Origin of the sequence: Nocardia huaxiensis (genome assembly GCF_013744875.1) — a bacterium.
Taxonomy (GTDB): Bacteria; Actinomycetota; Actinomycetes; order Mycobacteriales; family Mycobacteriaceae; genus Nocardia; species Nocardia huaxiensis.
Map to the genome: position 1 here is coordinate 4,584,708 of NZ_CP059399.1, position 19,152 is coordinate 4,603,859.

The 19,152-nt window shown below is 68.2% G+C and carries 16 protein-coding genes and 1 pseudogene; 11 read left to right on the forward strand and 6 right to left on the reverse strand.

Annotated elements, in window-relative coordinates; translation table 11 throughout:
* Window positions 1–57: 57 nt before the first annotated feature.
* Window positions 58–1,515, reverse strand: a complete 1,458-nt coding sequence (locus H0264_RS20650; protein ID WP_244975889.1) for an aminotransferase-like domain-containing protein — start codon at window positions 1,513–1,515, stop codon at window positions 58–60.
* Window positions 1,516–1,637: 122 nt separating this feature from the next.
* Here H0264_RS20650 and H0264_RS20655 point away from each other — a divergent pair, with 122 nt between their 5' ends.
* The 8 genes from H0264_RS20655 to H0264_RS20690 all read left to right on the forward strand — a co-directional run bounded on the left by H0264_RS20655 (window position 1,638) and on the right by H0264_RS20690 (window position 9,590).
* Window positions 1,638–2,474, forward strand: a complete 837-nt coding sequence (locus H0264_RS20655; protein ID WP_181579065.1) for a nitrilase-related carbon-nitrogen hydrolase — start codon at window positions 1,638–1,640, stop codon at window positions 2,472–2,474.
* Entirely contained in the window at window positions 2,471–3,892 is a 1,422-nt protein-coding gene (gene hydA, locus H0264_RS20660; protein WP_181579066.1) for a dihydropyrimidinase, read from the forward strand. Before H0264_RS20655 ends, hydA begins: the two co-directional genes overlap by 4 nt.
* 34 nt (window positions 3,893–3,926) lie before the next feature.
* The gene (locus H0264_RS20665; protein ID WP_181579067.1) at window positions 3,927–4,964 is read left to right on the forward strand and encodes a TIGR03842 family LLM class F420-dependent oxidoreductase; all 1,038 of its coding nucleotides are present in this window, start codon (window positions 3,927–3,929) and stop codon (window positions 4,962–4,964) included.
* An 83-nt stretch (window positions 4,965–5,047) separates the two neighbouring features.
* Entirely contained in the window at window positions 5,048–5,944 is an 897-nt protein-coding gene (locus H0264_RS20670) for an ABC transporter permease (RefSeq protein ID WP_244975890.1), read from the forward strand.
* Between the two features lie 11 nt (window positions 5,945–5,955).
* Window positions 5,956–6,897 carry an ABC transporter ATP-binding protein gene (locus tag H0264_RS20675; protein WP_244975891.1) on the forward strand — a complete coding sequence of 314 codons (942 nt, stop codon included), beginning with the start codon at window positions 5,956–5,958 and terminating at the stop codon, window positions 6,895–6,897.
* Window positions 6,894–7,667: an ABC transporter permease gene (locus tag H0264_RS20680; protein WP_181579069.1), complete on the forward strand. Its 774-nt coding sequence runs from the start codon at window positions 6,894–6,896 to the stop codon at window positions 7,665–7,667. Before H0264_RS20675 ends, H0264_RS20680 begins: the two co-directional genes overlap by 4 nt.
* Entirely contained in the window at window positions 7,664–8,800 is a 1,137-nt protein-coding gene (locus H0264_RS20685; RefSeq protein WP_181579070.1) for an ABC transporter substrate-binding protein, read from the forward strand. Before H0264_RS20680 ends, H0264_RS20685 begins: the two co-directional genes overlap by 4 nt.
* 109 nt (window positions 8,801–8,909) lie before the next feature.
* Window positions 8,910–9,590 carry a TIGR00266 family protein gene (locus tag H0264_RS20690; RefSeq protein WP_181579071.1) on the forward strand — a complete coding sequence of 227 codons (681 nt, stop codon included), beginning with the start codon at window positions 8,910–8,912 and terminating at the stop codon, window positions 9,588–9,590.
* A gap of 337 nt (window positions 9,591–9,927) precedes the next feature.
* On the opposite strand, the gene H0264_RS20695 is transcribed toward H0264_RS20690, so the two are convergent.
* Complete coding sequence (locus H0264_RS20695; RefSeq protein ID WP_181579072.1) at window positions 9,928–10,446, reverse strand: NUDIX hydrolase; 519 nt, start codon at window positions 10,444–10,446, stop codon at window positions 9,928–9,930.
* 100 nt (window positions 10,447–10,546) lie between these two features.
* Between H0264_RS20695 and H0264_RS20700 the strand changes: the two genes are divergently transcribed.
* Window positions 10,547–10,930, forward strand: a complete 384-nt coding sequence (locus H0264_RS20700; RefSeq protein WP_181579073.1) for a nitroreductase family deazaflavin-dependent oxidoreductase — start codon at window positions 10,547–10,549, stop codon at window positions 10,928–10,930.
* On the opposite strand, the gene H0264_RS20705 is transcribed toward H0264_RS20700, so the two are convergent.
* On the reverse strand, window positions 10,917–11,420 hold the full coding sequence (locus tag H0264_RS20705) for a nitroreductase/quinone reductase family protein (protein ID WP_181579074.1): 504 nt from the start codon (window positions 11,418–11,420) through the stop codon (window positions 10,917–10,919). The genes H0264_RS20700 and H0264_RS20705 overlap by 14 nt on opposite strands.
* A gap of 249 nt (window positions 11,421–11,669) precedes the next feature.
* On the opposite strand from H0264_RS20705, the gene H0264_RS20710 reads away from it, so the two are divergent.
* Together H0264_RS20710 and H0264_RS20715 are read left to right on the forward strand one after the other, a co-directional pair.
* Window positions 11,670–12,548 carry a metal-dependent hydrolase gene (locus H0264_RS20710; RefSeq protein WP_181579075.1) on the forward strand — a complete coding sequence of 293 codons (879 nt, stop codon included), beginning with the start codon at window positions 11,670–11,672 and terminating at the stop codon, window positions 12,546–12,548.
* Window positions 12,545–13,690: pseudogene (locus H0264_RS20715) on the forward strand (PDR/VanB family oxidoreductase); the annotation flags it as partial. The gene H0264_RS20710 and the pseudogene H0264_RS20715, both read left to right, overlap by 4 nt.
* 83 nt (window positions 13,691–13,773) lie before the next feature.
* Here the strand turns inward: H0264_RS20715 and H0264_RS20720 are convergent.
* The 3 genes from H0264_RS20720 to H0264_RS20730 form a co-directional block, all read right to left on the reverse strand.
* Window positions 13,774–15,552 (reverse strand): SDR family oxidoreductase, encoded by a 1,779-nt coding sequence (locus H0264_RS20720; RefSeq protein ID WP_181579076.1) that lies wholly within the window; start codon window positions 15,550–15,552, stop codon window positions 13,774–13,776.
* Between the two features lie 111 nt (window positions 15,553–15,663).
* Window positions 15,664–17,721: a CocE/NonD family hydrolase gene (locus H0264_RS20725; protein WP_181579077.1), complete on the reverse strand. Its 2,058-nt coding sequence runs from the start codon at window positions 17,719–17,721 to the stop codon at window positions 15,664–15,666.
* A gap of 222 nt (window positions 17,722–17,943) precedes the next feature.
* Entirely contained in the window at window positions 17,944–19,149 is a 1,206-nt protein-coding gene (locus H0264_RS20730) for a PucR family transcriptional regulator (protein ID WP_181579078.1), read from the reverse strand.
* Window positions 19,150–19,152 lie beyond the last annotated feature (3 nt).

Genomic DNA, 19,152 nt, shown 5'->3' on the forward strand with positions numbered 1-19,152 from the left:
TGGCGGGGCGGGCAGGCAGCGTGATGTAGCTCACGTGCGAAGTGGGGTGACGGCCCCTCAGGTGCGGCGGATGCGGCGGTAGGTGGGAAGGGCCGTGGTGGCTGCTGCGAGATGGGCTGCGATATCGGGGATGTCGGTGCGGTGGAGGGCGGCGACGGTGAGGCGGATGTGGTCGGTGTGAGGGTGGTCGGTGACTTCGAAAGGGGCGCCGGGAGCCACCTTGATGCCGGCGGCGGCCAGGGAGATCATGGCGGAGGTTTCGTCGGCCACCGGGAGCCAGATATTGATGCCGTCGGTGTGGGGGAGGTGAATGTTGTGGCAGGACAAGGATTTTCGGAGGATTTCGGTGCGAGTGCGGTATTCGGTGCGGGCGGTGGAAACAGTGTGGCGGGCTTCGGGGGCGGTGAGCATGTGGGCGAGGACTCGTTGCAGGAGGTGGCTGGACCAGCCGGGGCCCAGCATGCGGCGTTCGATCACGGGGTCGAGGTAGTCGGCGGGGCCGCCGACTATTGCCAGGCGGAGGTCGGCGCCGTGGGACTTGGAGTAGGAACGGATGTGGACGGTGCGGGTGGGGGCTTTCGCGCCGAGGGAGCGCAGGGGTGCGTGGGCTATGCCGTCGGAGTGGTCGTCTTCGATGATCAGAAGACGATCATGTGCCAGTACACTCCACAGTTCGCGCACGCGGCGGGCGGAAAGGGAAGCGCCGGTGGGGTTTTGGGCGCGGGACTGGTAGAGCAGGGCGGTGGGGGTGTGGCGCCGGAGGGCTTCGGCGAGGTCTGCGGGGAGCAGGCCGGACTCGTCCATGGAGACCGGGACCGGGCGGGCTCCGGCGCGCGCGAGTAGGTCGAGAAACGGTGGGAAGCAGGGGTTTTCGACCAACACGCGGTCGCCGAGGCGGACGTGTGCGGCGAGCAGGCGGTCCACGGCGTCGAGGGCGCCGTCGAGGACGGTGAAACGTTCGGCGCGCATCGGCCAGTCGGCGCGCACGATTTCCAGCAGGGCGGGCAGGGCGGCGTCACCGAGATAGGTGGCCGACAGGTCGTCGATGGCCTCGTCGGCTGCCAGGACGCGCAGGGCGGAGGTGAGGTCGGGCAGCAGCGCCGGATCGGGTGTGCCGCGGGACAGGTCGATGCGGAAGGCGCTGTCGGATTGCGGGTGCAGGCGCTGATAGCGACTCGCCGGTCGGCCCGGCCCGGACGGTGGCGGTTGGCCCACGAACGTGCCCGCTCGGCCGCGCGCCACAATGGCCCCGGTATTGGCGAGGGCGCGCCAGGCCTGGTTCACGGTGGCGGGGGAGACCTTCAATTCGCGGGCGATGGCGCGCACCGTGGGCAGGCGGGTGCCGGATGCCAGCGTGCCCGACCGGATCCCGCGGCTGACGGCGGCCGCGATACCCGCGGCGGTGCGCTCGTCGACGGCGGCGAAGAGCGCGGCGGCGGGGGTGTCGCCGTTCGTGATCCCGTCCGGCGCCGTCGTGGCGGTTTCGCCGTCGGGTGGACCGAGTTCGGTTGTCACAACGTCATTTTGCGGGGGAAGGCGGGCGGCTGACCGCACCGTCGCAAAGATTTACGGTCACGAAACTGTTTCCGCCTACTCGTAACACAACAAATTCCGTTTCCCGTGCAGTATCACAGAGTATGGCGATCGTTCGAGCTGCACTGGTTCAGACGAACTGGACCGGTGACAAAGAGTCCATGATCAAGGCCCACGAGGAGTACGCGCGGCAGGCCGCGGCGGCGGGGGCAAAAGTGATCTGCTTCCAGGAGCTGTTCTACGGACCGTATTTCTGCCAGGTGCAGGACACGAAGTTCTATGAATACGCCGAATCGGTGCCGGGGCCGACCACCGAGCGGTTCGCGGCGCTGGCGCGCGAACTCGGGCTGGTGATGGTGCTGCCGGTGTACGAGCGGGAACAGGAGGGATTCCTGTACAACACGGCGGGCGTCATCGACGCCGACGGGAGTTATCTCGGGAAATACCGCAAGCACCATATTCCGCAGGTGAACGGGTTCTGGGAGAAGTTCTACTTCCGGCCCGGAAATCTGGGGTGGCCGGTGTTCGATACGGCGGTCGGGAAGGTCGGCGTGTACATCTGCTACGACCGGCATTTCCCGGAGGGGTGGCGGGCGCTCGGGCTGGCGGGGGCGCAGATCGTGTTCAATCCATCCGCTACCTCGCGGGGGTTGTCGAGCTATCTGTGGAAGCTGGAGCAGCCGGCGTCGGCGGTGGCCAACGAGTACTACATCGGGGCGATCAATCGGGTGGGGATCGAGCCGCTCGGGGACGACGACTTCTACGGCACAAGCTATTTCGTGGATCCGGAGGGGAAGTTCGTCGGGGAGGTCGCCTCCGATACCGCGCCGGAGCTGGTGGTGCGGGATCTGGACATGGATCTGATCAAGGTGGTGCGGGATCGGTGGGCCTTCTACCGTGACCGGCGACCGGACGCCTACGGACCGCTGGTGACGCCATGAGCCGCACCTTCATTCACGGCGGGACGGTGGTGTCGGCCACCGGGTCGCAGCTGCTCGATGTGCTCATCGACGGCGAAACCATCGCCGCCGTAGTGCAACCCGGGTCCACCGCGCTCGGCGCCGACCTGGCCGCGACGGCGGACACGGTCATCGACGCCACCGGGAAGTACGTGATTCCCGGTGGGGTGGACGGGCATACGCACATGCAGCTGCCGTTCGGCGGCACCGAAGCCTCGGACACCTTCGAGACCGGCACGCGCGCCGCCGCCTGGGGCGGCACCACGACGATCGTCGACTTCGCCGTGCAGAAGCCGGGGGAGCGGGTGCAGGACAGCCTGGCCGCCTGGCATCGCAAGGCCGACGGGCAGTGCGCCATCGACTACGGATTCCATCAGATCGTCGGGGACGTGAATGCCGAATCCCTCAAGGGGATGGCGGAATTGGTGTCCGAGGGCGTCACCAGTTTCAAGCTGTTCATGGCGTATCCGGGAGTGTTCTACTCCGACGACGGGCAGATCCTGCGCGCCATGCAGACCGCCGGTGAGCTCGGCGCGCTGCTGATGATGCACGCGGAGAACGGGATCGCCATCGACGTGCTCATCGCGCAGACGCTGGCGCGCGGTCAGACCGACCCCTACTTCCACGGCACCAGCCGCCCTTGGCAATTGGAGGAGGAGGCCACCCATCGGGCCATCATGCTGGCGCAGGTGACCGGTGCGGCGCTGTATGTCGTGCACGTGTCCGCCAAGCAGGCGCTCGAGCAGATCGCGCAGGCCCGGGGCAAGGGGCAGAACGTGTTCGGGGAAACCTGCCCGCAGTATCTGTACCTGTCGCTCGAAGAGCAGTTGGGCGCACCGGGTTTCGAGGGCGCGAAGTGGGTGTGCTCGACGCCGCTGCGCGCCCGGGCCGAGGGGCATCAGGACGAGCTGTGGCGCTACATCCGCACCGGTGACGTCACCACCGTCGCCACCGATCACTGCCCGTTCTGCATGAAGGATCAGAAAGAGCTGGGGCTGGGCGATTTCAGCAAGATCCCCAACGGTATCGGCGGTGTCGAACACCGGATGGATCTCATGTTCCAGGGCGTCAAGGACGGTCGGCTCTCGCTCGAGAAATGGGTGGAGGTGTGCTGCACCGCGCCCGCGCGCATGTTCGGCATGTACCCGCGCAAGGGCGTGATCAGTCCGGGCGCGGACGCCGATGTGGTGATCTACGACCCCAACGGGCACACCAGCATCGGGCTCGGCAAGACCCATCACATGAATATGGATCACTCGGCGTACGAGGGGTTCGAGGTGGACGGGCACGTGGACACCGTGCTGTCGCGCGGGCGCTTGATCGTCGACGGCGGGCGGTATCTGGGCAGCGCCGGGCACGGGCGGTTCGTGAAACGCGGGCTCTCACAGAACCTCATCTGATTCGCAGCGACGACAATCGATCGGAGTGTGCCGCATGGACATCGGTGTGGTGCTGCAATGCACACCGCCCGCCTCCCGGGTCGTGGAATTGGCGAGAGTGGCGGAGACGCACGGGTTCTCGCACGTGTGGACGTTCGATTCGCATCTGCTGTGGCAGGAGCCGTACGTCATCTACAGCCAGATCCTCGCCGCCACCCGCAAAGTCGTGGTCGGTCCGATGGTGACCAATCCGTCCACCCGCGATTGGACGGTGACGGCATCGACCTTCGCGACGCTCAACGACATGTTCGGCAACCGCACCATCTGCGGGATCGGGCGCGGGGATTCGGCGGTGCGGACCCTCGGCGGGAAGCCGGCGACGCTGGCGACCTTGAAGGAATCCATCGGCGTCATCAGGGAATTGGGCAATGGGCGCAGTGCGCGGGTCGGCGACACCGTCATCCGGTTCCCGTGGGCGGCCGGTTCCCGACTGCCGGTGTGGGTGGCCGGATACGGTCCGCGCGCACTGGATCTCACCGGTGAGGTGGCCGACGGGTTCATTCTGCAACTCGCCGATCCGGACATCACCGCGTGGACCATTGCCCGGGTGCGGGCCGCGGCCGAGCGCGCCGGGCGGGATCCGCGGGAGGTGACCATCTGTGTGGCCGCGCCCGCCTACGTCACCGACGGCACCGTGGCCGGGCTGAAACACGCACGGGAGCAATGCCGTTGGTTCGGCGGCATGGTCGGCAACCATGTGGCCGATATCGTCGCCCGCTACGGTTCGTCGAGTGACGTGCCGGCCGCGCTCACCGAGTACATCGCGGGACGGCAGGGGTACGACTACAACCAGCACGGCCGGGCGGGCAATACGCACGCCGATTTCGTGCCCGACGCCATCGTGGACCGGTTCTGCCTGATCGGCACGCCCGACGAGCAATTGGCGCGATTGCGGGAGCTCGAGGAGCTGGGCGTCGACCAGTTCGCGGTGTATCTGCAACACGATGCCAAGACCGCGACGCTGGAGGCTTACGGCGAATCGGTGCTGCCGCGACTGGCGGGACCGGCCACGGCGACGGCGCGGGCGACATGAGCACGCGGGTGGCGTCCCCGGATCGCGTGCCGGAGCCGGGGCGCGGTCCCGATGCCGGGCGGGGCAGTGACGCGGAACCGCCTGTGCGTGAACCGCTTCCATGGCTGCGCTGGATCGTGCTCGGCCTGGCGCGTAGCAAGGGTCTGCTGTATCCGGCCGCCGCGTTCGCGCTGCTGATCGTGGTGTGGGAGGCGGTCAAACTGCTGGTGCCCGCCGATGGCGTGAGCATCGGGGATCAGCGCGTGCTGCCGCGCACCTCCGACGGCGCGCTGCCGCACGTGTGGACGGTGCTCACCGTGCTCGGGGAGCCCGACGGGAAATCCACCGTCGGCGGAACCCTGTTGCGCACCGGCGGATTCACCCTCGAGCTCGCACTGCTGGCGCTCACCCTGGGCACCGTGGTCGGGATCGCGCTGGCCGTGCTCATGCAGCGGTTCGCCTGGGTGGAGCGTGGCCTGCTGCCGTATGTCATTGTCTCCCAGACCATTCCGCTCATCGCCCTCGCCCCGCTGGTGGCGGGCTGGGGCGGCAAGATCCATCTCGGCAGCCAGCCGTGGAAACCGTGGATGAGCATTGTGGTCATCGCGGCCTACCTGGTGTTCTTCCCCGTCGCCGTCGGCATGCTGCGCGGACTGCAATCCCCGGCCAAGGCGTCGGTGGAACTCATGCACAGCTGCGCCGCCGGATGGTGGGGCACCCTGCTGCATCTGCGCCTGCCCGCCGCGGTCCCGCACCTGCTGCCCGCGCTGCGCCTCGGCGCTGCCGCCGCGGTGATCGGCGCGGTCGTCGCCGAGATATCCACCGGCACCGCGGGCGGCATCGGACGGCAGATCATCGTGTTCTCCCAGCAGTCCACCGGCAATGCGGCGCGGCTGTACGCGGCCGTGCTGGCGGCGGCCCTGCTGGGCGTCGTGCTCACCACATTGGTGGGCCTGGCCGAGATCGTCCTGCGCCGGTACAACCGGCCCGGCCGCGTGTGAAAGAGGTTTTCGTGACCGCCGAGCTATCCGCCCCCGGGACCCCGACGGGCCCGACGCCCACCGGCAATCCCGACTCCGAATCGGCCGCCTCGGTGCAGCGTCCGGCCGCAAGCGCTTCGCCGTCGGCGGCGCGGCAGTATCCGGCCGATTCCATTCCCGCCGTGGAGCTGCGCGGCGTCGGCAAGATCTTCACGGCCGGGGCGGTGACCGCGCTGACCGAGGTGACGCTGAGTGTCGCTGCGGGAGAATTCGTTTCGCTGATCGGGCCGTCCGGGTGCGGGAAGTCCACGCTTTTGCGCATCATCGCGGATCTGGAGACCCCGACCACCGGAACCGTTGTGGTGCACGGTAAGACGGCCCGGCGCGCGCGGCTCGATCAGGACTACGGCATCGCCTTTCAGCAGGCCGGGCTGCTCGACTGGCGCAGTGTGCAGGAGAACGTGGAACTCCCGCTGCAACTGCACGGCATGGGCAAGCGCGAACGTCGCGCGCGCAGCGCCGAACTCCTCCGGATCACCGGGCTCACCGATTTCGCGCGCCGCTATCCGGCGGAGCTTTCCGGCGGCATGCAGCAGCGCGTCGCCATCGCCCGCGCGCTCGCGCGCAAACCGCCGCTGCTGCTCATGGACGAACCGTTCGGCGCGCTCGATGAGATGACGCGTGAGCGCATGCAGGGCGAATTGCTGCGCATTGCCGAAGAGACCGGGGCCGCGGTTGTTTTCGTCACGCATTCGATTCCGGAGGCGGTGTTCCTGTCGAATCGGGTGGTGGTGATGTCGCCACGACCCGGTCGCATCACCGCCATTGTCGACACCGGCGGCTGGGGGCGCGACGGCGGCGGGGACGTGCGCTCCAGCGAGGCGTTCTTCGGTTCGGTCGCGGCCGTGCGTGCCGCATTGCGCCAAGGACACGACAGTCCTCCGGAAAACCCTGGGGGAGTTGATATGCGATGACTCGTTACGTCCGGAGCGGGCTGCCGCCGGTGGTGTTCGGGGTGGCGCTGCTGGCGCTGTGGCAGGTGGTCACGGTGGCCGGAGGCGTGCCGTCGTTCCTGCTGCCCGCGCCGGCCGCCATCGCGAAAGCGTTCGGGGACAACACCGATGCCATTGTCGACGCGGCCGTGGCGACGGGGACCAATGCCTTCATCGGCCTGCTCGTGGGTGCGGTGCTGGGCATTGCCGCCGCCGTGCTGGCCGTGCGTTTCCACGTCGTCGACGGGGTGCTCGGTGCGCTGGCCGCCGGTGCCGCGGCCGTGCCCATTGTCGCGCTCGCGCCGCTGCTGAACTCCATGTACTCCACCACCACCGACCTGCCCCGCCGCCTGGTGGCCGCCATCGTGGTGTTCTTCCCGGTATTCGTCAGCACCGCAAAGGGTTTGCGGCAGGTGCCGCGCGTGCACGCCGACCTCATGACCGCCTACGCCGCCACCGGCTGGCAGATCACCCGCACCGTGCGGCTGCCCGCCGCGCTCCCGCACCTGTTCACCGGATTGCGGATCGCCGCCCCGGGCGCGGTGATCGCCGCCATCATCGCCGAATACTTCGGCGGGTTGCAGCACGGCCTGGGCAGCCGGATCACCTCCGCCGCCGCCAATACCGCCTACCCCCGCGCCTGGGCCTACGTCGCCGCCGCCATGGTGCTCGGCCTGGTGTTCCTGGCCGCCGTGCTGGTGCTCGAACAGCTCACCCGACGACCCCGCACCACCCTCTGGAGATCGAAATGAGAAGTACCACAACCCGTCTCAAAGCCTGCGTGGTCGCCGCCACCCTGGCCCTGGCGGCGCTCACCGGCTGCAGCGCCAGCGACAGCGACACCACCGCCGACGGGCTCGCCAAGGTGAAGCTGCAGTTGCAGTGGTTCAAACAGGGCCAGTTCGCCGGGTATCTGGCCGCCGTGTCCCAGGGCTTCTATCGGGAGCAGGGCTTGGAGGTCGAAATCCTGGACGGCGGAACGGATATCGTCCCGCAAACCGTGCTCGCGCAGGGCCAGGCCGACTACGCCATCGCCTGGGTGCCCAAGGCCCTCGCCTCGCGGGAAGCCGGGGCCGGAATCACGAACGTGGCCCAGATCTTCCAGCGTTCGGGCACCAAACAGGTGTCGTTCAAGTCGGCCGGCATCTCCGGCCCCGCTCAACTGCGCGGCAAGAAGGTCGGAAACTGGGGCTACGGCAATGAATTCGAGCTCTTCGCGGGCATGACCCAGGCGGGCCTGAACCCGGCCGAGGATGTCACGCTGGTGCAGCAGCAGTTCGATATGAACGCCTTCCTCTCCCGCGATATCGATGCCGCACAGGCCATGTCGTACAACGAGTACGCGCAGCTGCTGGAAACCAAGAACCCGGCCACCGGAAAGCTGTACACCGCAGACGATTTCACCACCATCGACTGGAACGACCAGGGCGTGGCCATGCTGCAGGACGCCATCTGGGCCAATACCGAGAAGCTGCAGGATTCGGCCTACGCCGATCGGACCGTGAAATTCATCGCCGCCTCGCTGAAGGGCTGGGCCTTCTGCCGCGACAATGTGGCCGCCTGCCGCGACCTCACCGTATCCGCGGGCTCCACGCTCGGCGCCAGCCACCAGGAGTGGCAGATCACCGAGGTGAACAAGCTGATCTGGCCGTCCCCCAACGGAATCGGCGTCGTCGACAAGACCGCCTGGGATCGCACCGTCTCCATCGCCAAGACCACCCGCAATCAGGAGGGCGCGACCGTCCTCACCAAGGACCCGGACGCCACGGCCTACACCGGCGACTACGTCACCAAGGCCCTCGACCTGCTGAGATCCCAGGGCGTCGACGTGGTGGGAGCCGGATACTCCCCGCAGCCCGTGACCCTCGCCGAGGGCGGGAAGTAGCCGGCCCGCGAGACCGGGCGATGGGCTGCCCGATCGCCTCATCGCCCGGCCGCCCCCGGGCTCGAAATCCCAGTACAGCAGCCTGAATTCACTGCTAGATTCGGCGGATATGAAGGTGCAACTGCGGCACAATCCCGCCTCTGCGATTGCCCGCTGCTTCCTCGCCGGAAATGAACCCATGCGGGTCGAGAGCGGAGCCATGGTGGCCCACTCGGCCGGAGTCACGTTGCAGGCCAAGGCGGAAGGCGGCATCCTCGCCGGCCTCAAACGCTCCGTCCTGGCAGGCGAATCCTTCTTCGTCTCCACCTTCACCGCCCCACCCCAGGGCGGGTGGGTGGACGTGGCCCCCGCCCTCCCCGGCGACATGCTCAACCTCCCCATCACCCCCGACCGCCCGTTCTTCATCAGTCGCGGCGGCTGGATAGCCAACTCCCACAACGTCACCATCGAAGCCAAGTGGGGCGGCGTGGCCAACCTCTTCGGCGGTGAGGGCGGCTTCGGCCTGCGCGCCCACGGCGACGGCGAGGTGGTGCTGGGCGTCTTCGGCGCCATCGATGTCATCGACCTGGCCCCGGGCGAACCCGTCACCATCGACACCGGCCACGTGGTCGCCTACGACCTCGCCATGAACTTCACCATTCGCCGCGCCGTGTCCGGCCGCTCGTTGCAATCCCTCAAATCCGGTGAGGGTTTCGTCTTCGACTTCATCGGCCCCGGTCGCGTCCTGCTGCAGACCCGCAACCCCGGCGCGTTCGCCGCCTGGGCCGGCTCGCACGCCTCCTCCGGCTGATTTGGTGTGACATACAACACAGTCCCACTCAATGGGCATAACCCCAGCTGAAACCGGTTCTATCGTGAAATCCTCATCCGGCCCGGCGATCTTTTCCGTCGAAAAGCCACGCCCGGGAATCTGAATCGTGCATGCTTCACATGCCCGACATGTTGTTACACAGATGAGGAGTCTCTCGTGTCCGGTTCTGCTTCGGATCTGCTCGCCGACGTTCTGATCAAGACCATCCAGGGTCTGTTCACCGGCAGCAGCAAGTAAGCCACGCCGAAAGGCCACAGCCCATCGAGTCGCGCGGGACTCGGTGGGCTGTTTTGTGTTCTCGGCGGATCCCGGTGGTTCAGCGGAGGAGATCGGCGATGAGGACTCGGGTATCGGGGACGAAGGGCCAGGCGGGGTCCGCCAGGTGGGAGCGGAGTTCAGCATCGGTCCACCACCAGCCGTCGGCGATTTCCTCGGGTTGATGGGTGACCGGGCCGTCGTGACGGAGTTCGTAGGCGAAGAGGTGGCAGCGCATGGGGCGGCCCTGCCACTCGCCGTCCCAGGAGGCGGTGGCCAGCGGGAGCGGCTTGTCGTCGGTGGGGGACAGGGTGATTCCGAGTTCTTCGGCGAGTTCCCGGATGGCGGCTTCGGCGGGATCTTCGCCGGGGGCGAGGACGCCGCCGGCCAGGCAGTCGTGCATGCCCGCGAAGACCATTTTGGTGTCGGTGCGGCGGTGCACGTACAGGCGTTCGGTATCGCGGGACCGGACGAGAACGCCTGCGCTGGCGTGCCAGAGGCCCTCGGCGTACACGGTGGCGCGGTCTTCGGCGCCTGTTTGGCGGCCCGCGGCGTCGTAGACCGCGATCTGCTCCGGCATGTGGTGCCCCTTCCTGTCCAATGTGCACAGTAGCGGGCACGGGCGAGGAGTCCGGCGTAGCGTCTGGGGCGCAAGCTGTTTCGTCGGAAAGGACCCGATCATGCCGCTACCGAAGGCGTTGGCCAGGATCAATCGGCGGGTGAGCAATCCGGTGCTGGGGATCGGGGCGCGCATCCTGCCCGGGTTCGGAATCGTGGTGCACGCGGGGCGCAAGTCGGGGCGGATCTATCGGACGCCGGTCATGGTGTTCGGGCGCGACGGCGGCTACCGGTTCGCGCTCACCTATGGCCGGGATGTGGACTGGGTCAAGAATATTCGGGCGGCGGGGAAGTTCGAGTTCGAACATCTGGGACGCACGGTGACGGTGACGGATCCGGTGGTGGGGCGGGACGCGTCGGCGTCGTGGGCGCCGCCGGTGGTGCGGCAGGTGCTGGTGGCGTTGCGGGCCGAGTATTTCGTGCAAGCCCGGATCAGTGCGGTGTGAGGCGCAGGACCACGCCGCCCTGCTGCCAGGTCTGGTAGACGTCGGCCTGGTGCGGGGAGCCGTCGGGATCGAAACCTATGCCGTTGAATTCGGCCCAGTTCTTGTTGTGGCGGGCGATGACATCGAAGAGGGGCATGACCGATTCGGCGTCGGTGAGAACCTCGGCGCGGGCGGTGCGCTGCGGGCCGCCCAGCGATAGCCGGACCGGCACGTCCCCACGGATATTGCGGACCCACGAGTATTTCGCCGTGCCCACGAGCAGGTCCTTGCCGTGGCGGGTGTACGCCAGCGGAATGTCGTAGACCTTGCCGGACTTGCGGCCGGTGACCCGCAGGATGAGCAGATAGCGACCGATGAAACCGGAGATCACGGGCACTCGCAACAGCGTGCGCATCACCTTGTTGACGATGCTCTGGTAGGAACGAATGGGCTGCGGGCCGGAGGTGGTCGGCGTGCCAAAGGGATTGCTGCCCGGTGATTGCTCTGTCATGTCGCTCTCCTTCGCTGAAATATGTTGCGCGACAGGTGCATACAGGAGCGAGTATAGGCTTGCCGGGGCGGCTGGCCCGAGCTCACGGCGCCGTCACCGCCGCCTACGCGGCGGCACCGCCCCAGGAGTGGGCGGACCTGTGACTCACGGTTGCGGAGGAACTGTCTGAGACGGATGATGTGGGTATGACGCGTCGGTGGATCGCGGCGGCAACGGGGCTGTCCGGTCGCCGACCCGAAGGTGATGATCATGAACGACAAGGTCGGCGCGGTCGCCCTGCGCCCCCGTGATGTCCGATTCGACTTCTCCGGATCTCCCCTGCACTGGATACCCGGCGAACCTGTTGCCTCGCATGCCATTTCCGGACTCAACCTGATACTCCCGCTTGCCGAACGCGGCTTCGTCGAAATGTTCCGGCGCGCCCTGCCGTACGTCGCGGATGCCGAATTGCGTGAGCAGATGGTCGGATTCATGGGCCAGGAGAGCATGCACGCCGAATCCCACAACCAGGCCACCTGGGAGTTCCTGCAACGCCACGGCATCGACCCCGAACCCATCCTGACCGAGGCCGAATACCTCTTCGACCGTGCCATCGCACGGTTGGACACCCTGCCCGAAACGCTGCGACACCGCGTGGTCGTGCAGATGCTCGCCGGAATCGCCGGCATCGAACACTTCACCGCCATCGGGGGAGACTGGCTGCTCAACCAGGATTTCGACGCGCTCGGCGCGGACCCGGCCCTGACCGACCTGTTCCGCTGGCACGGCGCCGAGGAGGTCGAACACCGCAGTGTGGCCTGGAATGTGGCCCGCTACTTCGGCGCCCGTCGGCCCCGCCTGCTGGCCTTCTACCTCGCCACCAGCGTGGGCCTGCCGGTGTCGCTGATCGCGATCGCGTGGTGGTTGATTCGCCAGGATCCGACCATGGCGAACATGTCGCCCCCGGCCGTGGTCGTCCACGTCAACCGCGGCATGCGCCGCGGCGTGCTGCCGCGCTGGCGGCTGATCGGGCGCGGGTTCGCGCAGTTCGTGCGACCGGATTTCGACCCCGAGGAGATCGGCGACACCGCCCAGGCCGTCGCCTATCTGGCCAAGTCGCCGGCGGCCAAACTGGCGCACGCCTCATGAGCCGAGCGTCCGAACCGCGGACCGTCGACGGTCGCATCGCCGAAATGCGCAGGCGCGGAGTGCCGCCCGCGTTCTGGGCGCCCCTGCGCCGCGATCCGCTGCTCATGGTCGCCGACAAGCTCATCGCGCCCGGCGCGCGGGTGCTGGCCTGGTTCTCGCCTGCGGGCACACCGCGCGCGGAGGTCGAGCGCGCACGGCGTGACCGGACGCGGGAACTGGTGCTGGTGGACCGGCAGGTGGTCGCCGCCGACGAAGACGTGGTGAGTTTCGTCTTCGCGGACCCGCGCGGCGCCGCCCTGCGCTCGTGGCGGCCGGGCGCGCATCTGGATGTGCTGCTGCCGTCGGGCCGGATGCGGCAGTACTCGCTGTGTGGTGACCCGGACGATCCGCTGCACTATCGGATCGCGGTGCGCCGCATAGCGAACGGCGGCGGCTCGATCGAGTTGCACGACCGGCTGCGGGTGGGGGATCGGGTGGGGATTCGCGGGCCGCGCAATGCGTTCCCGCTCGCCCTGCCCGGCAGCCCGCACCGGTTGCGGTTCGTGGCGGGCGGCATCGGCATCACACCCATCCTGGGCATGATGCGCGCCGCCGACCGGGCGGGTGCGGACTGGTCGATGATCTACACCGGGCGGCATCGGGATTCGCTGCCGTTCCTGGACGAGATCGCGCACTACGGCGACCGGGTGACGATACGCACCGACGATGTCGCCGGATTGCCCACGGGTGCGGACCTCGTGCCCGATCTCGCCCCGAATCTCGCCGTGTACGTGTGCGGTCCGCCGCCGCTGCTCGAGGTGGTCGGCGCACGGGTGGCGCGGGCTCCGGACGTGGAGCTGCATCAGGAGCGCTTCAGCCCGCCGCCGATCCGCGACGGAGCGCCGTTCACCGTCCAATTGGGCTGGGGCGGGCCGGTTCTCGATGTTCCGGCGGATCGCACGGTGCTCGACGTCGTGGCGCAGGCGCAACCGGCGGTGTCGTACTCGTGCCGGCAGGGGTTCTGCACCACCTGCAAGGTGCGGGTGCTGTCCGGTGCCGTCGATCACCGCGACACCGTGCTCAATGACGCGCAGCGGGCCCAGGGTGATGCGCTGATCTGTGTCTCGCGGGCGGCGCGCGGGGAACGACTGGTGCTGGATGTGGCGGCCGCCGCCCCGGAACCCGCTGCGGTGGAACGGGATCCGCTGCGGCGCCGGGTAGGATTCGCGCCGGCGCCGCACCGAGCTCAGCGCGCCAGGCTCGCGCGCGCCATCCCGAAACGCATCAGGCTGGGCGGGGTCAGCCGGGTGCCGTAGTAGGCGGCCCACGCCTCCGGGGTGACGGGGACGACGGCCCGATTGTGTTCCACCGCACGGACTATCGCCTTCGCCACCTTGGACGGCGGGTAGCGGCGCAGCCGGTAGGCGGTGTCGAACAGCCGCTGCCGGAACTTCTCCTGCTCACTGGACAGGCCCGAGAACTCGGTCGTGCGAACGATATTGGTGTGCACGATCCCCGGGCACACGGTGCTGACCCCGATCCCGGCGGACGCGAGTTCGGCGCGCAGGCAGTCGGAGAAGGTGAACACCGCGGACTTGCTCGTCGAATACGCGCTGAAACCCTGCTGTGGGGTGTAGGCGGCCATGCTCGACACGTTCACGATATGACCGCCGAATCCCCGGTCCGCCATGAGTTTCCCGAAGGCGCGCGAACCGTGCACGACCCCGAAGAAGTTGATGTCGAGCACCCGCCGGAAGCTCTCGCTGGGTGTGCGCAGGAATGGCGCGGCCTGGGCGACCCCGGCATTGTTGACCACCACATCCGGCACCCCGTGGCGTCGCGCCACCTCCTCGGCGTGCGCCTGCACGGCCTGCTCATCGGACACGTCGAGCTGATACGGGTAGGCGGTGCCGCCGAGGTCGGCGATCATGGCGGCCGTTGCACCGGCGGCGTCGGCGTCGATATCGGAGACCACCACTTCGGCTCCGGCGCGGGCGAAGGCGAGCGCGGTCTCGCGGCCGATGCCCGAACCCGCACCCGTCACCACCACCAGATGATCGTCGAACCGGCGGCCGCGCGGCCGGCCCACCTCGGCGCGGCGCAGTTCGCGGGCGGGTTCCTGTCCCGACACCGCGTCGATGAGCTGAATGGTCGCGTACGCCACGGCTTCCGGATGCGAATACGGCACCCAGTGCCCGGCGTCGAGGTCCCGCCGCCACAGCTGCTCGGTCCACCGGTGCTCGTCGTCGAAGACCGAAGGCCGCACGGCCGGATCGTATTTCGCGACCAGTAGCTGCACCGGCACCTTGGTGTGCCGTTCCCGTGCCCGGAACACCTTGCCCACCACCAGATTCGCGCGATAGATGCGCAGGCCGTTGGCGGCATCCTCGGTGAAGGTGTCCGAGAGCGTGACCCGATCACCGGGAGTGCCCTGCGCCAGGCGTAATCCGAGCCGGAAACCCTGCTCGCGGAACGCCATTCGCATGGCGGCCGCCGGCAGCACCGGCGTCATGAAGGCGAACTGGTACACCACCGACGCCAGCTGGGCCAGCGGCGCGGCCAGATTCCCGGGTGTCGGACGCATGAAGCGCTCTCGCGCCCACTTGCCCGCATGATCGAGATTCGGCCCGGACACCGAGGTGAACGAGGCGATGCGCTGCTCGGCATCGGGCTCGCACACGGCGTCCCAGGCGGTCACCGATCCCCAGTCGTGCGCGAGCACATGCACCCGCTCACCCGGGCTCACCGCGTCGATCACCGCGAACAGATCCGAGGCCAGCTCCGAGATCCGGAAGGCGCGATAGTCGCTCGGATTGGTGGTGCGCCCGTGCCCGCGGGTGTCGTAGGAGACGACGTGGAAGCGGTCGCGCAGATGCGGAATCACGTTGTCCCACAGGTGATGTGTATCCGGCCAGCCGTGCACCAGCACAATGGTCGGGCCGTCGGGTTTCCCCTGCTCGTAGACGGCGATATCGATCTCGCCATTGCGTACGTAGCGTTCGCGGGTGTCGGTCTGCGGCGTCATTGCTGCTCTCCCTGTGGAACGGATCCTTGAGAGAGATTGTCTCAGACAATTCGAGCGGATGGTACGGCCGCAGCGACCGGCCGTACCATCCGATCCCGGAACCCCCCGGGTCTAGTGGGTGAACGCACCCGCCGGAGCCAGCGGCAGCACCAGGCTCGACGGCCACACCGCATTGCGCTGAATCAGCTGCGAGGTGCCCAGCAGGCGCGGCAGATCCGTCGGAATCGGCATGGTGGACGGGAAGGTGCCGGTCGAAATCCGCACGCGCAGTGCATGTCCCGGTTCCAGGCGATGGAACGCGGGCCGCAGCTTGATCTCCAGCTTCACGACCTCGCCCGGTGTCAGCAGCTGCTCGGTCTCCTTGGTGAGTACGTGCTCGGGCGCGTAGACGGTGCCGTCGGCCGCACGCCAGGTCTTCTCGTCGTTCAGCGTGCGCTGACTCGCCAATTGCGAACCGCCCGTAATGTTCACGGCCGTGCCGTCCGGCGCGACATCGTCGAGCCACACCTGGAAGGCGGCATCGGTGCCGGTCGACGAGGCGTACAGGGTGAGGCTCGACGGCCCGGCCAGCACGGTCGGCTCGGTCACCGGATCCATGGTGTAGCGCGGCCCGGCCGTCGGCTCCTGCACCACTTCCGTGCACGGGTTGTAGGCGGTGAACACACGGAACAAGAAGTCCAGCAGACCACCGGTGTACTGCGCCATCGTCTGCCGGTTGCACAGATTGTCGATGCCGCTGTAGCTGATCTGATCCGCGCCGTCGGTGGCGGCGGGCCGCTGGGCCGACAGGCGGTCACCGTCGAACCAGCGCTCGGTCACCGTCGCCTGCTCGAACGGGTAGCGCGCGGTATCCGCGGCATTGTTGTTCGCATCGATGACATGCAACGGCTTCTCGGTCTCGTCGATGCCATTGCGAATGTCCTTGAGCCAGCGGTCGAACCACGCCAGCGTGATCATATTCGTATCCAGCCGCGATCCCGGGCCGACGCCCAACCCGACGTGATACCAAGGGCCCATGAGCAATTGGTACCGCCCGTCGGCCTGCTGATCGGAAGCCATGGGCGCGAACTGATCCCGCCCGGCGGCGAGATTCTGCAGCTGCGAGTAATTGCGCAGCGGCCCTTCCTGATACAGATCCCAGAAGCCGCCCACCTGGTACATGGCGATTCCCTTGTCCACCAGATTGTTCAGGTCGGTTTCGAAACGCCGCTCCTGCCACCATGAGGTGTCGTAGGCCAGCGGACCGCCCAGGTACGCCTCGATGAGCAGTTTGATGGTGCTGTCCGAGGACACCAGCGCCTGCAGGTGATCCACCAGCGATTGCACGAAGGTCTGCGGCGACACCACGGCGGTCATGAACGGCCCGATGAGGCTCATGTACGGCACCATGAGCGAGATGGCGGTGAGCAGGATCGGGCTCATCAGGCCGTCGTGGCCGAGCACCTCGTTGAAGATATTGTTCGGCATCGCCATGGGCACAATGGCTTTCAGCGGCGAATCCGGGCCGACCGATTCGGCGGTGCGCAGTGCGGTCAGCGCCGGGAACGAATACCCGTACATGCCGACCTTGCCGCTGGAGCCGGGCAGCTTGGCCGCCCAGTCCACCAGTTGCACGCCGTCGAGGCCGTCCTGCCGGGAGGCCGGATTCCACGCGCCCGTGGAGCCGCCGGTGCCGCGAATGTCGGCGATGACCTCGATATAGCCGTGCCGCACCAGCATGTCCTGGGCGCTGGTGGCCTGATTGATCACGCGCCGAACATCTTTGAGCTGATCCGGCAGCGGGATGTGCAGTTCGTCGATGACGCTGGTGAGGGCGGCGGTCAGGGCGCTGGACAGGGCCCCGTAGGTGGTGAAGTTGACGACCACCGGGAACTCGCCGGCCGCGCGCTGCCCGGTGGCGGGATCGGTCGGGTACCGCACCTCGGCCTGGATCTGGGTGCCGTCCGAGAGCGGAACCACATGCCCCAGTTCATAACCCACGCCGTACTGCTCGGGGCTCGGCTGATAGTCGGCGGGCAGGCCGAAGTTCACGGGCGCGCTCGGCACCGGTCCGGCGGCGGGCACCGCGCTCGCGGGTGTGGTGTGGGAAACGATCACCGTGAGCGCGGACAGCCCCGCGATGGCGAGCGGGGTGAGGCGGCCGCGGCGCGGCCGGGACTTGCTTCTCAACGATCTACCTCTGCGGATGGTCGGGAGGCCGCGCACGGCGCAGCGCCGCGGGTGACCTCTTCGTCGGAATTCAGCACACCGCACAGCGGGGTGGCTCGGGTACCGGCAATCGCCTGGATCGAGGAGGCCCGGCTTGTGCAGTCGACCAAGATCGCGGCCAGGGCGTGGACGAGCGCGACGGCTCGGCCGATGCCGGGCCGAGCCGTCGTGGAGATTGCCGGATTACGGTGCGAAGCAGGCCGATTCGAGACGCCGGGCGATGCGGGCCGCCGACAGCGTCATGGCATCGGTGGGCCGATGCGGGTCCAGGCCGGTGAGCTCGTGCACCCGGGTCAGCCGGTAGGTTACCGTATTGCGGTGGATGTTCAGCAGCCGTGCCGTGGCCAGCTGGTTGAACCCGCTGTCCACGAACACCTCCAGCGTCTCCGCCAGCAAGGGCTGGGGATCCAGCGGTGCGAGCACGGCCGCCAGCCCGGTGCGGGCCGCGCCACCCGCGGCGACGGTGTACTCGAACATGAGATCCGCGCGCCGGCACACCGGCTGTGAGCGGGCCAGACAGCGCCCGAGCTCGGACAGGATGCGCGCCTCGGCGAACAGCGCCGGGATATCCGCGTGCGAGGGCGCGACGGCCACGCCCACCCAGAACGGCGCGGGCGGGGTGCTCCGGGTGACCGGCTTGGCGGCCTCGGCCGCGTGCTGTGGCAGCCGGGCGGTCAGCGCCGCGACGGTCGCCGTGCCGTCGTCGCCGGGTTGCAGCGGCACCAGCGCGGTCCAGCCGCCGCTGTCCAGGCGCAGGAACACCCCCGGAATCGATTCGATCCGATGCCGCAGTTCGCCGGTGTCGGCGCCGCGGGAGGCCCCGAGCCGGAAGACCGCCACCACGAACGATTCCGGCACCGCGATGGCCGGCTCGTCCGCCCATTCGATCGGATCGCGGCCCGTGAGCAGCGCATCCGCGATGGCGCGGCGGCGTTCGAGGAGCTCCCAGCGCGGATCGTGCGCCCGCTGCACACAGGCCGTGGCCACCCGGGTGGTGATCAGGCTGATGTAGTTGAGCAGCGGCATCGCCGAATCGGTGAGCAGTTCGCGTTCGGCGTCGTCGGCCGCGGCGCGCAGCCGCGACCAGATGTAGTCCGCGCCGATCCGGTAGCGGTCGAGCACTTCCTCGAGCGGCTCGCCGTCGCGAACCCGGCCGAGCGCGATCTCCACCACCTCGCGGGTGGCTTCCTCGGTGGGCAGTGCGCCCGTGCGCAGGTAGTCGAAGATCAGATCCAGATTGAGCTTCGCCCCGCGTTCGAAACCGCTGGCCACCAGGTTGTGCGGCAGATTTCGATACGGTGGCAGCGCGGTGCTGGTGAACTCCTCCCGGACCACGACGGCACGGCGATACAGCTCTTCGATCGCCCGGTCTCGGGTTCGCGCCTGCATGAC

Excerpts from the sequence above, each read along its gene's own strand:
- H0264_RS20655 (WP_181579065.1), top strand. The coding sequence starts at position 1,638 with ATGGCGATCGTTCGAGCTGCACTGGTTCAGACGAACTGGACCGGTGAC.
- hydA (WP_181579066.1), top strand. The coding sequence starts at position 2,471 with ATGAGCCGCACCTTCATTCACGGCGGGACGGTGGTGTCGGCCACCGGG.
- H0264_RS20665 (WP_181579067.1), top strand. The coding sequence starts at position 3,927 with ATGGACATCGGTGTGGTGCTGCAATGCACACCGCCCGCCTCCCGGGTC.
- H0264_RS20680 (WP_181579069.1), top strand. The coding sequence starts at position 6,894 with ATGACTCGTTACGTCCGGAGCGGGCTGCCGCCGGTGGTGTTCGGGGTG.
- H0264_RS20685 (WP_181579070.1), top strand. The coding sequence starts at position 7,664 with ATGAGAAGTACCACAACCCGTCTCAAAGCCTGCGTGGTCGCCGCCACC.
- H0264_RS20690 (WP_181579071.1), top strand. The coding sequence starts at position 8,910 with ATGAAGGTGCAACTGCGGCACAATCCCGCCTCTGCGATTGCCCGCTGC.
- H0264_RS20695 (WP_181579072.1), bottom strand. The coding sequence starts at position 10,446 with ATGCCGGAGCAGATCGCGGTCTACGACGCCGCGGGCCGCCAAACAGGC.
- H0264_RS20700 (WP_181579073.1), top strand. The coding sequence starts at position 10,547 with ATGCCGCTACCGAAGGCGTTGGCCAGGATCAATCGGCGGGTGAGCAAT.
- H0264_RS20705 (WP_181579074.1), bottom strand. The coding sequence starts at position 11,420 with ATGACAGAGCAATCACCGGGCAGCAATCCCTTTGGCACGCCGACCACC.
- H0264_RS20710 (WP_181579075.1), top strand. The coding sequence starts at position 11,670 with ATGAACGACAAGGTCGGCGCGGTCGCCCTGCGCCCCCGTGATGTCCGA.
- H0264_RS20720 (WP_181579076.1), bottom strand. The coding sequence starts at position 15,552 with ATGACGCCGCAGACCGACACCCGCGAACGCTACGTACGCAATGGCGAG.
- H0264_RS20730 (WP_181579078.1), bottom strand. The coding sequence starts at position 19,149 with ATGCAGGCGCGAACCCGAGACCGGGCGATCGAAGAGCTGTATCGCCGT.